The 14529-nt window shown below is 56.2% G+C and carries 12 protein-coding genes; 5 read left to right on the plus strand and 7 right to left on the minus strand.

The genetic code is table 11. From position 1 onward, the window contains the following. Positions 1-41 precede the first annotated feature (41 nt). The gene (locus HY282_15305) at positions 42-449 is read right to left on the minus strand and encodes a tetratricopeptide repeat protein (GenBank protein ID MBI3805115.1); all 408 of its coding nucleotides are present in this window, start codon (positions 447-449) and stop codon (positions 42-44) included. A gap of 166 nt (positions 450-615) precedes the next feature. Between HY282_15305 and HY282_15310 the strand changes: the two genes are divergently transcribed. The 5 genes from HY282_15310 (at position 616) to HY282_15330 (ending at position 4741) form a co-directional block, all read left to right on the plus strand. Continuing rightward, positions 616-1770, plus strand: a complete 1155-nt coding sequence (locus HY282_15310; protein MBI3805116.1) for a VCBS repeat-containing protein — start codon at positions 616-618, stop codon at positions 1768-1770. 113 nt (positions 1771-1883) lie between these two features. Beyond that, on the plus strand, positions 1884-2225 hold the full coding sequence (locus tag HY282_15315; GenBank protein ID MBI3805117.1) for a transcriptional repressor: 342 nt from the start codon (positions 1884-1886) through the stop codon (positions 2223-2225). A gap of 70 nt (positions 2226-2295) precedes the next feature. Continuing rightward, complete coding sequence (locus tag HY282_15320) at positions 2296-2724, plus strand: rubrerythrin (protein ID MBI3805118.1); 429 nt, start codon at positions 2296-2298, stop codon at positions 2722-2724. A gap of 91 nt (positions 2725-2815) precedes the next feature. After that, complete coding sequence (locus tag HY282_15325; protein ID MBI3805119.1) at positions 2816-4087, plus strand: anaerobic glycerol-3-phosphate dehydrogenase subunit C; 1272 nt, start codon at positions 2816-2818, stop codon at positions 4085-4087. Between the two features lie 60 nt (positions 4088-4147). After that, positions 4148-4741, plus strand: a complete 594-nt coding sequence (locus HY282_15330; GenBank protein ID MBI3805120.1) for a DUF3501 family protein — start codon at positions 4148-4150, stop codon at positions 4739-4741. A 60-nt stretch (positions 4742-4801) separates the two neighbouring features. Here HY282_15330 and HY282_15335 read toward each other — a convergent pair whose 3' ends face one another. The 6 genes from HY282_15335 to HY282_15360 form a co-directional block, all read right to left on the minus strand. Beyond that, positions 4802-5035, minus strand: a complete 234-nt coding sequence (locus HY282_15335; protein MBI3805121.1) for a sulfurtransferase TusA family protein — start codon at positions 5033-5035, stop codon at positions 4802-4804. A gap of 30 nt (positions 5036-5065) precedes the next feature. Further along, positions 5066-6250 carry a cysteine desulfurase gene (locus tag HY282_15340; GenBank protein MBI3805122.1) on the minus strand — a complete coding sequence of 395 codons (1185 nt, stop codon included), beginning with the start codon at positions 6248-6250 and terminating at the stop codon, positions 5066-5068. A gap of 110 nt (positions 6251-6360) precedes the next feature. Next, positions 6361-7227 carry a fatty acid desaturase gene (locus HY282_15345; GenBank protein MBI3805123.1) on the minus strand — a complete coding sequence of 289 codons (867 nt, stop codon included), beginning with the start codon at positions 7225-7227 and terminating at the stop codon, positions 6361-6363. Between the two features lie 160 nt (positions 7228-7387). Then, positions 7388-9244 carry a PAS domain S-box protein gene (locus HY282_15350; GenBank protein ID MBI3805124.1) on the minus strand — a complete coding sequence of 619 codons (1857 nt, stop codon included), beginning with the start codon at positions 9242-9244 and terminating at the stop codon, positions 7388-7390. A gap of 428 nt (positions 9245-9672) precedes the next feature. After that, positions 9673-11307, minus strand: a complete 1635-nt coding sequence (locus tag HY282_15355) for a PAS domain-containing sensor histidine kinase (GenBank protein ID MBI3805125.1) — start codon at positions 11305-11307, stop codon at positions 9673-9675. Between the two features lie 223 nt (positions 11308-11530). Then, positions 11531-14485, minus strand: a complete 2955-nt coding sequence (locus HY282_15360) for a PAS domain-containing protein (GenBank protein ID MBI3805126.1) — start codon at positions 14483-14485, stop codon at positions 11531-11533. Positions 14486-14529: the final 44 nt, after the last annotated feature.

Raw genomic sequence — 14529 nt, forward strand, 5'->3', positions numbered from 1 at the left:
GAGCCCGTCAGGGCTCCTTTTTTGAAGCGCCGATTTGCGATTTAGCTCGGCGGGGTTGATCGATTCATCCCTTGATCCGATCCGCTGGGGGTGGTTCCCCGGCGTCCCCCCATCCCAAACTCCCTTGAATAGAGATTGCGAGCCTGCTCCAACTCTTTATCCGCCTGGGTGGTCTTACCTTGTTGATAAAGAGTCAAGGCCAAGTTCAGGTGCGCTTCCGGAATGCTCGGATCGATCCGGGTCACATTTTCAAAGTGTTGCTGCGCATTCACATACTGCTCACTTTTATAAGCCTTCAATCCCTCACTGAATTCATTTTTAACCGTCTCAGGAAGCTGTTTGGGTGCGGCCGCTTCCGGGGAAGAACTGCCGCCGAGCATTTTTTGGGTTGATGAGCATCCTGCAACAAGCAGGGAGATCATTGATACGACAACCACTATATTCTTCATTTCCTACCTCCTCCACTAATTTACTCTCCGCAGCTTTAATTCTAATAATCGAAGCGGTCCTGCTTCAATTACCTCTAGGAGCTAATACTCAAAGGATAGGAGATGGACTTGGCGGCGGAGCCCTCCTCATGCAATCGGATTAAAAAGAATTGACAGGGGGAGGAAATTGCGTAGAATACGCGGAATGACACCCCGCTGCCTCCTCATCGCGATTACGCTGCTCGTCGTTGGACCGGGATGTATTAAAACAGAGCCCCCCGCCAACCCGTTTCGCCAACCGATCAGCTACCATGTCGGGAACAGCCCCTCATTTGTCGGGACCGCCGATCTGAATCAAGACGGCTACTTGGACCTCGTCGTCGCCAATACGGAAGATCAATCGCTCTTTATTTTCATCAACAACAAAGACGGCAGCTTTCAAGCCCCGCTGAAGTTAACGACGGGAAGGCAGCCCCGGTCGATTCTCTTTGGCGACTTCAACGAAGACGGGAAGATCGACCTGGCCGTTCCGAATTACGACGAGGACAACCTCTACGTTTACATCAATCAAAACGGACCGGGCGGAATGTTTTTCTCTAGACCGCGGGTCTACGAAGTCGGCCGAGCCCCCTTCACCGGGGCGGTCGGCGATTTCAACGGAGACCATCACCTCGATATGGCGGTGGTCTCACGCTATGACCGCCTGATCATCCTCCTCGGAAAGGGCGATGGATCGTTTGAGGAGGGGATGGTGACCGACGCCGGCACGATCCCGACCGACATCATCGCCGGTCAGTTCAATGGCGACTCTTTTCTTGATCTTGCCATCGCCAACAATGGTCCGGGGAGCAATGAGTTCAGCCTCTTTTGGGGGCGCGGAGATGGGACCTTTGAAAAAGGGGAGAAGCTGACGGCAGGAATGAAGCCGCTCTCGCTGATTTCGGACGATTTCAACCGCGACAAACGGCCCGATATTTTGGTGGTCAACGGACTCGGCGACTCCCTCTCCCTTTTTCTTCAGGGGAGCAACGGCCGCTATGGGAAGGCGATTCCCTTCGGCGCCGAAGGGGGACCGGTCGCCGCCGTCTCGGCCGATTTCAATGGGGATGGTCTTCTCGATCTGGTGGTGGTCAACAGCCGGAGCGACAACATCTCCTTTTTGGCCGGGAAGGGAGACGGCACTTTTCAACATCCGCCGTTGAATATCCATACCGGCATCGCCCCCTTCTCTATCACGAAGGGGGATTTCAATAAAGATGGAACTCCCGATATTGCGGTGGTCAATAATGAAGACCAGACGCTGTCGATCCTCCTCGGAAGACCGAAGAAAAACGGGGGTTGACAGCAAAATACGAATGCGTTATTAATAATCGTTCTTATTATTAAGAATGGTATTCGTTTATGCACGCTTCGCATTCTGCAACGCCTTCTTTCAGAAAGAGCCGCCAGCGGCGGATGATCCTCGAAACCCTCTCCGAAATGAAAACCCACCCGACCGCGCAGGAGATCTTCTCAAAGGTACGCGAGAGCGAGCCGGGAATCGGACAAGCGACCGTTTACCGGAACCTCCGGATCCTCAAAGCGCAGGGGGAGATCATTGAGCTGAGCTTCGGCCCCGGCGCCAAGCGGTACGACCGGAATATCGACCGACATGAGCACTTTACCTGTCGCCGATGCGGAAAGATCGACGACATTTATCCGAACTACCGCTCTCTCACCGGCAGCCTTCTGGAAAAGGGCTATCAGGTGGATGAGTGGAAAATAGAAGCCTTCGGCCGCTGCCGAGGGTGCATTTAAAAAAGCAGCCCGAAGAAACCGCACGAATCGGCGGTCTAAACTGAAACAGACGAAAAAGGGGGAAACAGCAATGGCAAAACCGCTCAATGGAACCAAAACGCATGAGAACCTAAAACACGCATTCGCCGGAGAATCCCAGGCGAATCGCCGTTACCTCTATTTTGCCCGGAAGGCCGACATCGAAGGACAGCCCGACATCGCCGGTGTTTTCCGTGACACGGCGGAGGGAGAGACCGGACATGCCTTCGGTCACATGGATTTCCTAAAAGAGGTCGGCGATCCGGCCACCGGCTCGGCCGTCGGCGACACCGCGGTCAACCTTCAGTCGGCGATCGACGGCGAGACCTATGAGTATTCGCAGATGTATCCCGGCTTTGCCAAGGCCGCCCGCGAGGAAGGCTTCGACGAAGTCGCCGCCTGGTTTGAAACACTCGCCCGCGCCGAGAAGTCGCATGCCGGCCGATTCCAGAAGGCGCTCGACAGCATCAAAGGGAAATAAATGGGATCCGGGCTGGGGGGCGGCGGGAGGGGGACTTCAACCCGCCCCCGGCCCCTTGACCTCTCCCTTCTCCGCTCTTTAGAGTAAATAGATGAGTCCCGACCCGTTAAGCCTCATTTCGGAAAACAAAAGATCGCTCCCCCAGGAATTCGCCCGTGTGGCCGATATTTGCAACGGCTGCCGCCGCTGCTTTAATCTCTGCCCCTCCTTCGATCAGATGTTCATTCGAATCGACGATCGGACCGGCGAGGCCGATAGCCTCACCCGGAAAGATCAGGACGAGATCACCGAGCTCTGCTACTACTGCAAGCTCTGCTACAACCACTGCCCCTACACCCCGCCGCATCACTTCAACCTCGACTTCCCGCGGCTGATGCTCTTGGGCAAAGCCGAGATCGCCCAGACCAAACGGCCCGCTTTCCGCGATCGAATCTTGGTCGATACCGATTGGGTCGGCCGCTGGGGCCGCCGGCTGGCGCCGCTCCTCAATTGGGCCAACTCGGTCCGCGCGATCCGGCTGTTGATTCATCGCTGGCTCGGCATTCACAAAGACCGAATTCTCCCCCCGATCGCAACAGAGACCTTCATTGAATGGCAGTCGAAGCGCGCGCCGAAGCCCTCCCCTTCCCCTTCGGCAAAGAAGGTCGCTCTCTTCCACACCTGCTACGTCAATTACAACGCCCCGGAGATCGGGAAGGCAACGGTTCAGGTATTGGAGAAAAATAACGTCGAGACGGTCCACCCCGATCAGCTCTGCTGCGGGATGCCTTTCTTCGACGTCGGCGACATCGAGTCGGCGCGGCAGAAGGCCCGGTTCAATATCCGATCGCTCGAAAAGGTGATCGCGGCCGGATACGATATCGTGGCGCCGATGCCGACTTGCAGCTTGATGCTGAAAAAGGAATATCCGGCGCTGCTCGGGCTGGAGGCGAAGATCGTCTCCGAGCATACCTTCGATCTCTGCGAATACCTGATGCGGCTCAACGGCGAGGGGAAATTGAACAAAGAATTTACCCAGGCGATCGGGAAAGTCTCGTATCAGATTCCCTGCCATTTGCGGGATCAGAATATCGGTTACAAATCGCGCGATCTGATGAAGCTGATTCCCGGAACGACCGTCGACGTAATCGAGAAATGCTCCGCCCACGACGGAACCTGGGGGATCAAAACCGAATTTTTCGACGAATCGATGAAGACGGCCAAGCCGCTTTTCCGGGCCATCGAAGAAGGGGCGCCCGATCAGGTCGCCACCGACTGTCCGTTGGCCGGGATGCAAATTCTTCAGGGAACCGGCCGGGAGCCGCTCCATCCGATTCAGATTCTAAAAAAAGCGTATGGACTCGAGGAGGGCGAGGAGGGATAGGAAGCCCGCTCCTTCCATACGCGCCATGACGCACCTATTTTACCTTTGGGAGCAGGAGAGATGAAAAAAATCGAGGTCGACGACGTCTATCCATTGGCGGAATACGAAAAGGTTCGAGAAGCGTTTCGGAAGGAAATTATCGAGCAAAAAAAGAAGAGACGGGTTCAGGTGGGACCCTACGTCTCGTTAACGTTCGAAAATCGAGAGACCCTCCTCTTCCAAATTCAAGAGATGCTGCGCGCGGAGCGGATCGAAGCCCCCGAGAAGATTCAAGAGGAGGTCGACGTCTACAACGATCTGGTTCCAGGCCCCCGAGAGCTCTCCGCAACCTTGTTCATTGAGATCACCGAGGAGGGAAAGATCAAAGAGGTGCTCGACCGGCTGATCGGGATCGACCGGGGGGAGACCCTCTTCCTCCAGATCGGAAAAAAGAAGAAAATCCCGGCCCGCTTCGAAACAGGGCGGAGCACCGAGGAGCAGATCAGCGCCGTCCACTTCATCCGCTTTAAATTGGATATCACCACCATCGAGACCTTCCGGAGCGAGCGGGAGAATTTCGTCGTCATCGAGCACCCCAACTATAAGGAGCGGGCGGCGATCTCGGAAGAGACAAAAGAACTCTTGCTCGGGGATTTGGACCAGGGAGAGGATTAGTATGATTGCGGAGTGCGGATTTCGGAGTGCAGGGTTAAAGGGGCCTTCGGCTCAATTTCATTACTTTTTCTTCCGCACGTAAACTTTGAAGACTTTTCCTTCTTGGACGAGGTCGACAAACTCGTTTCCGGTGCTCTTGCACCAGGCCGGCATGTCTTTCTTAATTCCTTCGTCATCGGAGAGAATCTCCAACACCTGATCGATCTCCATCTGCTTAATTCGTTTGGAGGTCAGAATCACAGGAATGGGACAGAAGAGTCCCAATGTATCGAGCGTTTGATCGGCCGCGATCATCTTCCTTTTACCTCCCTCATTCCCATCCAATCATTCCCTCTCTTTTCGGGGTGAGACGTCGGAATAAATCGGAGAGACCTGGCGGATCTCGTCGACCGCGGCGGGAAAGGCGGTCAGGACGGCCTCGATGTCGGCCTCGGTCGTTTCCATGCCGAGGCTGAAGACGATCCCCCCCTGCGCGATATTCCCCGGCAGGCCGGTGGCGGTCAACACCGGCGAGATCTTCAGCGCCTCGGCGCTGCAGGAGGACCCGCTCGCCGCCATAATCCCCCGCTTCTCCAGCTTTCGAATAAGCGCCTCCCCGTCGACAAACTCCACCGCAAAGCTGGCGATATGCGGAAGCCGATCGATCGGATCTCCCGTCGGATGAAGCAGCGGCACCCGTTCCCGGAGCCCGACGACCAGCCGGTCTCGCAGGGCCGCCAGACGGGGCGCTTCCACCGAAAGCCGCCGCTTCGCCTCCATCGCCGCGACCCCCATCCCGACGATCGCCGCGACGTTTTCCGTCCCGCTTCGCCTCCCCCCCTCTTGAATTCCCCCTTCGATCAACGGATGGAGCCGGGTTCCGCGCCGAAGATAGAGCGCGCCGGCCCCCTTCGGCCCATAGAACGGCTGCGCCGAAAAAGAGGCAAGATCGATCCCCAGAGAATCAACCTGAAACGGGATGACGCCGACCGTCGCAACGGCGTCGGTATGGAAGAGAACGCCGGCTTCCTGCGTGATCGCGGCGATCGCTTCGATCGGCTGAACGGTTCCGATTTCGTTATTCGCATGGAGGATCGAGACGAGAACCGTCTCTTCTCGCAGCGCCGCCGAAACCTGCGCCGCCTGGACCCGCCCCTGTCGGTCGACCGGAAGCCAGGTCACCTCGAACCCCTCCTGCTCCAGATGTTTGAGGGGATGGGCGACGGAGAAGTGCTCGATTGAGGAGGTAATGATATGCCGGCCCTTCTTCTGACGCGCGGAGAGAACCCCCTTGATGGCGAGATTGTTCGCTTCGCTGCCCGAGCCGGTGAAAACGATCTCGCGCGGATCGGCGCCGATTAACTCGGCGACCCGCTTGCGGGCCTCCTCCAACGCTTTGCGGGGAACCTCACCGGCCGCATGGCGGCTCTGCGGATTTCCAAAGTGCTCCGCAAAGAAGGGGAGCATCGCCTCTCGCGCCGCCGGTAAAAGCGGCGTGGCGGCGATGTGATCGAGGTAGATCTTTTTCATCATTCTGGATAATACGAAGGAGTCGACAGGTTGTCAAGCGGAACACGGACAGCCAAAAAAAGAGGGCCCCGTCGGGGCCCTCTGAACGATCTGAAGATCATACCAACCTGCTACTGCGCGGAGGCCGACCGGGAGGAGAGATCCCTTGCCAGCCCCAGGAGATAGAGGCTGAAGATCAACCACTTGGACGGATCGAAGTTATACCACTTCGGGCCGTTTCGATAATCGCGGGGATAGGTGTGATGGTAGTTATGATAGCCTTCGCCGAAGGTGATCAGCGAGATCCACCAGCTGTCCCGGCTGCTGTTAAGCTGGCTGTTCGGCTGATCTCCCCACATGTGGCAGATCGAGTTGATGCAAAAGGTTGAATTCAATACGAGGAAGGTTCTGCAGACGCCGGCGAGGAGAAAGCCGGAGAGCGCCCCGATCCACCCGCGATGGAGAAACCCGATCACGGCCGGCAAGACAAGCCCGGCCAGAACGATCTGAAGATAATATTGGTGTTGCCAGACGATCCATTTGTCTTTTTTGAAGGCGGCGGCGTATTTGTCGTCGGCATACGGATCTTTCAAGAAGATCCAGAGAAGATGGCTGTACCAAAACCCTTTTTGAGCATTGTAAGGATCGGCGTCTTTATCGACATTGGCATGGTGGCGGACATGGTCGGAGCACCATTTCAGCGCGGAATTCTCCAAAGCCCATCCTCCCGCGATCAAGAACGCAATCTTGACCGGCTCGGGACAGGTGAAGCTCCGATGCGAAATCATCCGATGGTAACCGACGGTGATTCCCATTCCGGTGACCACATAGAGAACGGCGAAAAGGCTCCAATCGACCCAGGTATAATCAAAGAAGTAACCAAAGAGGGGAACCCCGACCACCGTGACGGCGGAAATAAGGGAAAAAATAAAGATAGCAAAAAAATCGACCTTTCGTTTTGTGATACCCGTCGCATCGGCGACCATGGCTTGACCCATTCTCTTGTCTCTCCTTTATAGTTTTATTTTATTCACAATCCTGACGGTTTTTTGAGAGTATACCCGAAAAGATCGAACAAAGGGGTTATTCTACACGAAAGGAGTGATAAATAGCAAATATATTCAAGATGGACGCTAAGAGGTGGAAATATAACGAGGACTAGGATATTGCAGAAGGAAGAAGCGGCGCCGCAGGCCGGTGTTCGGGGAGAGACAGGGTAAAGGTGGTGCCGACGTTCAGGGCGCTGGCGACCTCAATCTGGCCGCCGAGGAAGTGAACCATCCGCCGCACGATCGCGAGGCCGAGGCCGGTCCCGCCGGTGTCTTTCCCCACTCCCCCCCGCCGCTCGTACTCTTCGAAAATCCGCTCCAGATGGGCCGGGTCGATTCCGACGCCGGTATCGGAGATTTCGAACCGAACGGCCCCGCCCTCTTCCCGGCCGGAGAGGACGAGCCGAATTCCCCCCCGATCGGTAAACTTCACCGCATTCGACAACAGGTTGGTCAAAATGCTCCGGACCTGCATCGGATCGGTCATAAAACAGGCGAGATGCTCCCCTTCCATCCGCTTTTCGATCTGCAGCCCTTTCTCCCGCAGCTGCGGCTCGAAGTTGAGGAGCACCTTCTCGGCAAGCTCTTTGAGGTTCACTTCCATTACCTGAAGCGCCATCTTGCCCGATTCGAGCTTCGCCAGATCCAAGATATTGTTGATTAGATGCATCAGGTCCCGTGCGTTGCTATGAATCCGCGCCACCGCGGTCGCCTGGTTGGGGGCGAGGGCCCCATACGTGTTGTTGCGCAGCAGCTGCGTGAATCCAACGATGCTGTTCACAGGGGTCTTGAGCTCATGCGACATGTAGGAGAAGAAGCGGCTGCGGGCCTGGCTCGCCTCCTCGATCCGCAGGTTCTTCTCACGCAGCGCCTCGTTCATCGTTCGGATCGCCTCCTCCGCCCGCTTTCGCTCCGCGATCTCCTCCTTCGCAGCGCGGTAGAGGCGCGCATTGTCGACCGCCAAGGCCGCCCGCAGGGTCAGGTCTTCGGCCAATACCAAATCGGCATCGACGTAGCGGCGTCCGCTGTCGACCGACAAAAATGAAATGACGCCGAGCGTTCTGCCGCGGGCCAAAAGGGGAACCAGCATCGCCGACTTCGGCCAAAAACAGCGGGCGATCTCCGGCGGCCCGGGATCGCCCGCAATCGATTGAAGGAGGGAATCGGAGATCTCAGGGAGGAAGATCGATTTCCCCGACCGTAAAACCTGCTGAAGGGGGTGCGCCCGCCCTGTCTCGGGGGGATAACACTGCATCAGTTCCCATCCCGCCGCCTCTCGATTGCAATGGAGGGCCGCAACCGCAACACGCCGGATCAATCCATCTTCTTTAATCACATCGACGATACAGCCGTCGGCCAGGTAGGGAACCGCCAGGCGCGCCACACGCCCGAGGGTCAATTCATAATCGAGGGAATTGGAGAGGAGGGTGCTTGCCTCGGCAAGGAAGGCCAAGCGAAGCTGCGCCTGCTCGGCGTCGGCCCGCGCCCGCTGCGCTCGCATCAGCAATTGCGCCCGCTCCGCTTCGGCCTGCTTTCGGTCGGTAATGTCGCTGATTACCGTCCGGCAGACCTCTCCCCTCGACGGATCTTCGACGCGGATGCTCTCCAGCTGCGCATCGAACGGAATGCCATCTTTTTTCCGAAGCCGAATCTCGCAAACCTGCCGGGTCTTGTCCTTGAAAACGGAGCGCCGGTGCGCATGAAAGCGTGATTGATCTTTTTTAGGGATAAAAACGGAAAAGGGCTTTCGATCGAGAAGGCCCCGCTTGATTCCCAACAGCTCCAGCCCTTTCAGATTCGCTTCGAGGATCAACCCCTCATGGTCGAGGGTAAAGTAACCGACCGGCGCGAAGTTATAAAGATCGGAGTAGCGGTTACGGGAGGCTTCGAGCGCCGCCTGCACCCGAGAGAGCGCTTCGTTCTGCATCGCCCGTTCCTGCCGTGGGTCGTTCAGCGGACGGGCCATCGACTCAATCTCAACCGCGGAAGCGCTGCGCCTTCTGTTTAACGTCCGCGCTGACGCCGGGGAACACCGGTCGAATGCCTGCTTTCTCTTGGCGGTTTTCTTAACTTCGACAGGACTCTTCATGCATTCTGCTTTCAGCCATTCGAACGGCCTGCAATCCCTCTCCGAAACGAGACGCCTTCACGGCCGCTCTACAATGAGCGAGAGGGTTCATTTCTTAAAGTTGCCGAAAGTGTGATGAAGATTTCTATTAAGAATGACATAACGAGAGATAAGGATCTATATTCTATATTACAGTTGAAACGAAATCAAGGAATCCATTTAATAGATTTCTACTTACGGATCAAGAGGGCGGGAATAAATTGAAGTGATCGGTTGGAGCGCTCCGGTATTTCTCGGCGCGGAGGCCGTGATAGAAAAGGAAACGTCTAGAGCGGGGACGTTCCGGAGAGCGGATCGTCCGGTGTCTGCTCGGGGAGAAAGAGGGTGAAGGTGGTGCCGACATCGGGGGCGCTCGACACCTCGATCTTGCCCTGGAGGAAGTGGACCATCCGCCGAACGATGGCCAATCCCAATCCGGTTCCCTCGATCATCTGAAGTCCCCCGACCTGCGCACCTTCGTGGGGCTCGTAATTCTGATGCTCGTACTCATCGAAGATTCGCTCCAGGTGCGCCGGATCGATCCCCACCCCGGTGTCGGAGACCGCCAAGACCGCGCCCCGTCCCTCCGGCGGACAATATAACCGGAGCCGAATCTCACCCCGTTGGGTAAACTTCACCGCATTCGACAGCAGGTTCGTCAAAATGCTCCGGACCTGCAGCGGATCGGTCCAAAAAAATCTTGGAAAGGCAGGCTCAATCTCTTTTTTCAGCAGCAATTCTTTCTCTTGAAGCTGCGGCCCGAAGTTGAGAATCACCTTTTCGGCAAGATCAATCAAATTGACCTCGGTGACCTGAAGCGTCATCTTTCCCGCTTCAAGCTTTGCCAGATCGAGAATGTTGTTGATTAAATGGACCAGGTCCTGGGCATTGGTATTAATCCGGCCGATCGCCTCCACCTGCTTCGGGGCGAGGAATCCATAGGTCCCGTTGCGGAGCAATTGGGCATACCCGACAATGCTGTTTACGGGGGTTTTGAGTTCGTGCGACATATAAGAGAAGAAGCGATTGCGCGCGCGGCTCGCCTCCTCAATCTGCCTATTTTTTTCCTGCAGCATCTCATTCATCGATCGGATCGCCTCCTCCGCCCGCCGCCGCTCCGTGACATCGGTTGCCACCACCAGCACCGCCGGAGATTCCATAAGGTGGATCGTCCGGGCGACGATCTCTACCTCGATGCATGTCCCATCCTTCTTTTGATGCCGCCAGATTCCCATCTGATGGACCCCGGGGGAGAGATCGGAGATCTCGCTGAGCAACGTCGGGATATCCTCCTTCGGACGAATCTCTTTCAGGCTCATCCGGAGAAACTCCTCCCGGCTGTAACCATAATGTTCAACCGCCGCCTGGTTCACGGCAAGAAACGCGAGGGTCTGCGGATGGTAAAGCCAGGTTGGGTGGGGATTGCTTTCGAAGAGGAGCCGGTATTTTTCCTCCGATTCGCGCAGGACCCATTCGGCGCGCCAGAGGTCGCTGATGTCGCTGACCGCCAGCCGGCAGACGGACCCGAGGACAGGATCTTCCACGATCTGCCGCTCGATCCGGGCATGGAAGGTGGAGCGGTCTTTCCGCTTCAGCAGAAGCTGGTTGACAGCGGCTCCTCCCCCCTCCGACCACCACTCCCGCCAACCGCGCCAAAAGACCGATCGACTGGATTCAGCCACATAGAGAAAAAAAGGCTTATTTTGGAGCCGGCCCCGGACGGTGCCGAGCTGCTCGGCCCCTCTCAAATTGGTCTCTAAGATCAGCCCCTGGGGGTTGAGGGTAAAATAGCCGGTCGGCGCGAAGTGATAGAGATCGGCAAATCGGTCGCGGGTCGCCTCCAACGCCGCCTGCGTCCGACGCAGCTCGTCGTTCTGCATCTCGAGCTCGATTTGATGGGTCTCGAGTTCCTGCAGCAGCATCTCTACCTCCTCTGGAGAACGGGGTGTGGCACGGAGGTTCCGCTCGGGCGGTTTTCTCTTCTTGAGGGGAGTCGGTAAGATCAGGCCTCTTTGGGTTTCTTTTTCATTCGGTTTCTTTTTCATTCGGTTTCTTTTTCATTCGGTTTCTTTTTCATTCGGTTTCTTTTTCCGTTCAGATTAAAACCCTCAGAGAAGATGATATCGCAAAAAAAATCGATCTGGATCAAGTTCGAACGGTCAGTATCAGCAGCGTACCGATGCCATCGATCGGCGGCGTTTTTTTGGCGCTTAACCGAAGCCGCTTCCGGCCGATCTTCTCAAACTCATCCTCAACCTCAAAGTTGTATACACTTTGATGATCGGAGAAAACCGTCTCGATCGCCTGCTTCAGCTTCGGACGGTTCCATTGCCCTCCCGCGAGGGTGAAGAGCGGCTGACCCAACGTTTCTTCTTTGCTTGCTTTACATTCTTGATAATAGGCTTCATTGGCATCGAGGACCTGCAGTGAACGACTCAGGATCAGCGTCGGCTCTGTTAATGCATTCAGCAGTGCCGCACCATATTGCCGGGCCACTTCCGCCGCCTGAAGCGCCTTTTTCAGTCCGGTGATTGGAATGAAAATAATGATCACCCCCTCGATGACATTCTCTCCTGTTCGATAAGGGAGAGCCCGCATCCTGTACCACTCCCCGCTCCGGGTCTGGAGCTCTTTTTCTTTAAAGGCGAGGGTATTGAGCACCTGCTCGGCGTCCCGGTTCAGATCGTCATACATCAGGGTGCCGGTGATATCGCTCAATGGCCGTCCGAGATCAGTGGGGATCAGATTCATGATCTGGGTCGTCGCCGGCGTAAATCGCTTGATCCGAAGATGCCGGTCGAGGAAGAGCGTCCCGACCTCGGTGCTGGCCAGGAGGTTCGTCATGTCGTCGTTGGATTGCGAGAGCTCGTCGAGCTTCATCTGAAGCTCCGAGTTCACCGTCACCAGCTCCTCATTGATCGACTGAAGCTCTTCCTTGGAGGTCTCCAGCTCCTCATTGGTGCTCTGCATCTCTTCATTCGTCGATTGCATCTCTTCATTCGTCGACTTCAACTCTTCGTTCGAGGTCTCCAGCTCCTCGATCGTCGTCTGGAGCGATTCCTTGGTCGAATTGAGTTCATTCTCCAGGCTGACGATTCGCCGATCGACCTTGGAGGGAGCGCCCGGCGGCTCTTTTTCCGCTTCGGCCTTTGTCTTTAGGGGATCGAAGACGACCAGGATCAATCCATCGGCCCCATCCGCGTTCAGCGGCTGGATGACCAGGTTAAATGCATAGGTCTTTCCATTTTCTCTGATCCGAAGGTTGGGATGGACGACCTTGCTCCCCTCTTTCGACGCCCGATGGATCGCCGTTCGCAGCTCGATCCGAAGCTCGTCTCGAACCATCTTGAGGATATTGAAACTTGCCTCTCCGCTCGGAAGCTCCAAATAGGGGCGGGTCTTCCCTTGGATGTGGACGATGTCGTGCCGCTCATTGATCACGACACTCGGGGGAGCATAGCTGTTCAACAAAACTTTTTCGGTCAGTTGCACCACGTTGTTCGGTCGACCCCCTTTGGAATTGATTTTGGGGGACGGCTTCGTCATCGGCCGGATCAGCGGGATATTCGGCAGGTCGACCATCGGCACGATGTTTTTCTTGAAAAAGATCTTCCACTTCTTGTCGAGGAGGGTGAAGAGTTCGGCGAACTCTCCGATGCTTTCGGAGGGACCGAGCATCAAGATCCCGCCCGGATTCAACGTGTAGTGAAAGAGCGGAATGATTCTTTTTTGAAGGGGTGATGCAAAATAGATCAGGAGGTTTCTGCAAATAATAAAATCCAGCCTGGAAAACGGAGGGTCTTTGATCACATCTTGCTTGGCGAAGACGACCATCTCCCGGATCTCTTTTTGAATCCGGAAGCTTCTCCCCTCTCGGACGAAAAATCTCTTCAGCCGGGCGGCAGAGACATCCGCCGCGATCGATTCCGGGTAGAGACCGGCTCGGGCAACGTCCAGCGCCGCATTGTCGATGTCGGTGGCGAAAATCTGAACTTTCAGCTCCTGTCTCCGGCGCTCACTTTCCTCCGCCAGGAGGATGCCGATCGAGTAAATCTCTTCTCCCGTGGAGCAGCCGGCGTCCCAGATCCGGATCGGCTGATCGCCGCGCTTTTGATCAAAGATTCTTGGGATCACCTTGGTCTTGAACGCCTCGAATGAATCGGGATCTCTGAAGAAGCAGGTCACCCCGATCAATAACTCCTTAAAGAGGGTTTGGACCTCCTCTTTTCTCTGCTCGAGAAAGCGGACGTAGCTCTTCAGATCATCGATCTGATGGACCGCCATCCGTCGCTGAATGCGCCGCACAATCGTATTGCGCTTATAGTGAGTAAAGTCATGTCCGGTCTGCGACCGGAGGATGAAGAAGACCCGCTCGAAGTAGTCGGGCGGCGGCGCCGCCTCGAGCGTTTCTTCCGGGACAGGGGTGAGGACGTAGGGATGGCGGATATACTTCAGCAGCTGCTGCGGCATTGTTTCAACCGGAAGGATATAATCGACCGAACCGGTGGCGATGGCGCTTCTCGGCATATTGTCATATCGGGCCGATTTCTCGTCCTGGACCATCGTCATGCCGCCGGCCTCCTTGACCGCTCTGAGACCGAGCGTTCCGTCGCTGCCGGCGCCGGAGAGGACGATGCAAATCGCCTTCTCTTTTTTCTCCTCCGATAAAGATCGGAAAAAATAGTCGATCGGCAGACGAATTCCCAACGGCGTATCTTTATCGACCAGTTGAAAGGTGTGATGAAAGAGGCCGACATACCGGTCCGGCGGGGCGATGTAGAGATGATTCGGCTTGACCTTCATCCCCGATTCGATGCCGGCCACCTTCATCTCCGTATGGCGTTGCAGGATCTCACCCAGAAGCGAGTGCCGATTCGCCTCAAGATGCTGAACCAACACGAACGCCAGCCCCTCGTTGGAAGGCATCTGATCAAAAAAGGCCTGAAGCGCTTCGAGCCCGCCGGCCGACGCGCCGATGCCGACGATGCAGAAATCGTTGGCGGGAGGCCGGGAGGGACCGATCTCCTTTTTCGTGTTCGCTGCGGACCGGCTTCTCCGCTGGGGAGGAGTCGCACCCTTTTTGGGTTTTTTACTGTTCATGGCCTTTAGGTAATAAACGATGTAAAGACGAGCAGAGGCGTTGG

Source organism: Candidatus Manganitrophaceae bacterium, assembly GCA_016200325.1.
GTDB lineage: Bacteria > Nitrospirota > Nitrospiria > SBBL01 > Manganitrophaceae > Manganitrophus.

Excerpts from the sequence above, each read along its gene's own strand:
- HY282_15335 (MBI3805121.1), bottom strand. The coding sequence starts at position 5,035 with ATGATCGCGGCCGATCAAACGCTCGATACATTGGGACTCTTCTGTCCC.
- HY282_15355 (MBI3805125.1), bottom strand. The coding sequence starts at position 11,307 with ATGCTGCTGCAGGAACTCGAGACCCATCAAATCGAGCTCGAGATGCAG.
- HY282_15305 (MBI3805115.1), bottom strand. The coding sequence starts at position 449 with ATGAAGAATATAGTGGTTGTCGTATCAATGATCTCCCTGCTTGTTGCA.
- HY282_15360 (MBI3805126.1), bottom strand. The coding sequence starts at position 14,485 with ATGAACAGTAAAAAACCCAAAAAGGGTGCGACTCCTCCCCAGCGGAGA.
- HY282_15340 (MBI3805122.1), bottom strand. The coding sequence starts at position 6,250 with ATGAAAAAGATCTACCTCGATCACATCGCCGCCACGCCGCTTTTACCG.
- HY282_15315 (MBI3805117.1), top strand. The coding sequence starts at position 1,884 with ATGATCCTCGAAACCCTCTCCGAAATGAAAACCCACCCGACCGCGCAG.
- HY282_15330 (MBI3805120.1), top strand. The coding sequence starts at position 4,148 with ATGAAAAAAATCGAGGTCGACGACGTCTATCCATTGGCGGAATACGAA.
- HY282_15345 (MBI3805123.1), bottom strand. The coding sequence starts at position 7,227 with ATGGGTCAAGCCATGGTCGCCGATGCGACGGGTATCACAAAACGAAAG.
- HY282_15325 (MBI3805119.1), top strand. The coding sequence starts at position 2,816 with ATGAGTCCCGACCCGTTAAGCCTCATTTCGGAAAACAAAAGATCGCTC.
- HY282_15350 (MBI3805124.1), bottom strand. The coding sequence starts at position 9,244 with ATGGCCCGTCCGCTGAACGACCCACGGCAGGAACGGGCGATGCAGAAC.
- HY282_15320 (MBI3805118.1), top strand. The coding sequence starts at position 2,296 with ATGGCAAAACCGCTCAATGGAACCAAAACGCATGAGAACCTAAAACAC.